The sequence below is a fragment of the Flavobacterium sp. genome, from assembly GCF_036405015.1.
Classification (GTDB): Bacteria; Bacteroidota; Bacteroidia; order Flavobacteriales; family Flavobacteriaceae; genus Flavobacterium.
In genome coordinates, this window is record NZ_DASWYK010000102.1 from 1 (window position 1) to 3285 (window position 3285).

The 3285-nt window shown below is 31.2% G+C and carries 3 protein-coding genes and 1 pseudogene; 1 reads left to right on the plus strand and 3 read right to left on the minus strand.

All coding sequences use genetic code 11. The features are described 5' to 3' along the window. Window positions 1-249: pseudogene (locus VGE71_RS08070) on the plus strand (endonuclease); the annotation flags it as partial. A gap of 1 nt (window position 250) precedes the next feature. Here VGE71_RS08070 and VGE71_RS08075 read toward each other — a convergent pair. The 3 genes from VGE71_RS08075 to VGE71_RS08085 all read right to left on the minus strand — a co-directional run. After that, complete coding sequence (locus VGE71_RS08075; protein WP_331137863.1) at window positions 251-1510, minus strand: asparagine synthetase B; 1260 nt, start codon at window positions 1508-1510, stop codon at window positions 251-253. 345 nt (window positions 1511-1855) lie between these two features. Next, entirely contained in the window at window positions 1856-2521 is a 666-nt protein-coding gene (locus VGE71_RS08080) for a response regulator transcription factor (protein WP_331137864.1), read from the minus strand. Window positions 2522-2637: 116 nt separating this feature from the next. Further along, on the minus strand, window positions 2638-3285 hold a 648-nt coding region (locus VGE71_RS08085), incomplete at its 5' end, for a sensor histidine kinase (protein WP_331137865.1).

Genomic DNA, 3285 nt, shown 5'->3' on the forward strand with positions numbered 1-3285 from the left:
ACTGTTTTTAATCCTCTAAAAAAAATGGGATATGATTCTGTTTTAAAAAATCAGAAAACAACATTGAAACAAAAATGTAAAAACAATATCTGTTTGGCTTCGGAGTTTGATAATATTTTTTACAAAACCTCCAATTTCAGAATCATTAATTCAGGAATTATAAAATTTTACGAAGACTTTGATTCTCTACAAAACGCAAGAAAAGTTTCTGACCATATTCCTATTTGGTTTGAATTCTCTTTAAATTAAATTACGTTTTAAGTTTCTTCTTTCTCGCTGCTGGAAATAAAACATTGTTCAAAATTAATCGGTAACCAGGAGAATTGGGATGCAAATCTAAAACTGTCGGCGGATCTCCAACTTGATGTTGATAATCTTCTGGATCGTGTCCTCCAAAAAAAGTAAACATTCCTTTTCCTTTTTCACCGTGAATATATCTAGATTCTCCATTAAACTCGCAAGTTCCCATTATCAGAACGTTTGATTTTATTAATGAAGTATCAAAAGAAGTCGTTTGTCCCATAAAACCTTTTACCAATTGTGTATGATTTTGGCAAAGCATACTCGGAATAGGATCCCATTTTGCCGAGAATTCCATTAAAGTAAAATAATCTTTATCCATTACAACTCTTCTTTTTGTTGTCATATCGATATCTGAAAACTCATACACTTCAGGTTTTCTTTCTAACGTAAAATTTTTAAAAGCAAAAGAGTTGTTATAATTTAATTTTGACTGATAATTTGATTCGCTTGGATCTCCATCAAACATAGCTTCACAAATATCTACTCCATCAGCAGAAAGCGCAATATCAAAACTATCTGTAGCAGAACACATGGCAAACATAAAACCGCCTCCCACAACAAAATCCCTGATTTTTTTTGCTACAGCACCTTTTTCTTGAGACACTTTTGCATAACCCAATTTTGTAGCCAATGCCTCAGCATCTCTTTTTTGATCAATATACCAAGGAGTATTTTTATAAGCTGCATAAAATTTCCCATACTGACCTGTAAAATCTTCATGATGCAAATGAAGCCAATCATACATTAAAAGTTGATCGCTTAAAACTTCTTCATCATAAATTGGAGTAAAGGGAATCTCTGCATAAGTAAGTACTAGCGTTACAGCATCATCCCAAGGTTGTTTTCCTTTTGGAGTATAAACCGCAATTTTTGGTGCTTTTTCTAAAATTACCGATTCCATATTTTGTGAAGGACTCGAAATTTCATTTAAAATTGAAGCTTCTTCACTATCTGAAATAACTTCAAAACTAACGCCTCTAATTTTACATTCTTTTCGAATTTCCTCAGCATCTGGAAGCAAGAAAGAACCTCCTCGGTAATTTAACAACCAGCTTGCTTTATAATCTCTACTCAGGCACCAATACGTTATACCATAAGCTTTTAAATGATTCTGTTGTGTAGATTCATCCATTGGAAGCAAGATAAACGATGCCCGAATATTAAATGATATTAAAAGTATAAAAAGGCAGAATAAGCTCTTATTCATCAGAAAAATTATTTTAGTAAAGATATAAAGGAAGACTTAAAAAAAAGAATGCTCACTATTTTTTCTGGCCTAATAGAATGTTAAATAAAGAAACAGGGGTAAATACCTGATTTGGAATGTGTAGAAAAAACAGGTAAAAACACCTATAGGACGCTAGAATAATCTATCTACATTTGCTATCCCAGATCATCAAACTAATCAATGTAAAAAACAACCAACCATGAAGTTTAATGATAGTAATAATCAAGAAAAGGGTATGAATATAATTCAAAAAATAGGTTTATGTGTACTTGTAGTAACAATTATATTGTATTACATCTTGTCAATTCAATTTTTGACAGCAAATTAAATCGTCAAAACTGCTAAGTCATTCTGAATAGCATACACAACTAAACCAGCGATATTTCGTGATTCTGTTTTAAGCAGTAAATTATTTCTGTGTCCTTCTATAGTTCTCGGACTTAAAAAAAGTTGTTCTGCTATTTCTGCAGTTGTCTTTTGCTGGCAAATCAATTGCAATATTTCGACTTCACGAGGCGAAAGAAAATTAGTTTCCAATCCACCTTTCGAATTTTTAGGTGAAACTATGGTTTCTTGAATTGTTTTTAGAACACTTTCGTTATAGTAGAAACCTTTAGCAGCTACTTCATTAATTGTGAGAATTAAATCTTTTGGAGTAGTATTTTTTATCAAATAAGCTACAGCACCAACCTGAATCATATTAGCTATAAATGACTTTGTATCGTAACTTGTCAAAGCAATAATCTTAATATCAGGATATAATTTTCGAATAATTTTTGTGGCTTCAACACCGTTTAAAATCGGCATTTTCAAATCCATAACAATTATATCGGGTTTAATTTCATTTTTATCTAACTGAGAAATAAGCTCATCTCCGTTTGAGGCTTCAAAAATAATTTCAATATTTTCTTCCCTCTGTAATAAAAAAGAAATTCCTTTCCGAAACAAAATTTCATCATCGACTAAGGCAATTTTAATAGCAGCATTCATCTTATTTGATTTTGGTCGTTTAGTTTGGTCTGCCGAATGTACGAAATATGATTCACAAAATACCTAATTACCTTATTTTATTGGCCAAAAACTATATTTAAAGTATATCGTTTGGCCTAAAAAGTGAAGTTTACTATAATTCCGTTATTAATTTCTGAAGTGATTTTTATCGTTCCTTCTAAAAATGAAATACGGCTGTCAATATTTTTCATTCCCAAACCTTTCTGATTCTCATCACTTTTACTGTCAAATCCTACTCCATTATCTTCATAGTCACAAATATTTATTCCTTCTTTAGAGGTAAATGCAATCCAGATTTCTGTTGCTTTACCATGACGAATGGAATTATTCATTAGTTCTTGTAAAATTCTGAAAACATGTAGAAGTCGATCGATATCATTATCATCAAAATCGATTTCATTTTTATAATGTGTTTTTACAGATTTACTACTTTCAAATTCCTCGCACAATTCCTCAATCGCGGCATTCAAACCAAATTTTTCAAAAACTGGCGGTAGTAAATTATGAGCAATTTTTCTAGAATTGTCTAATGCTTTCGTTGTTAAGGCGATTATATTTTCTGTAATTTCAGTCGTTTCTGCTTCTGTAAGATTTGGTGCTGTTAGCAAATGACTGTTTAAAGAAACAATATTTAATTTTGAACTAATATCATCATGAAGATCCTGCGCGATTCTTTTACGTTCTTCTTCTTGTGTAACAATAACAGCATGCAACTGTTCTTTTTGGTATCGAAGTACTAAATC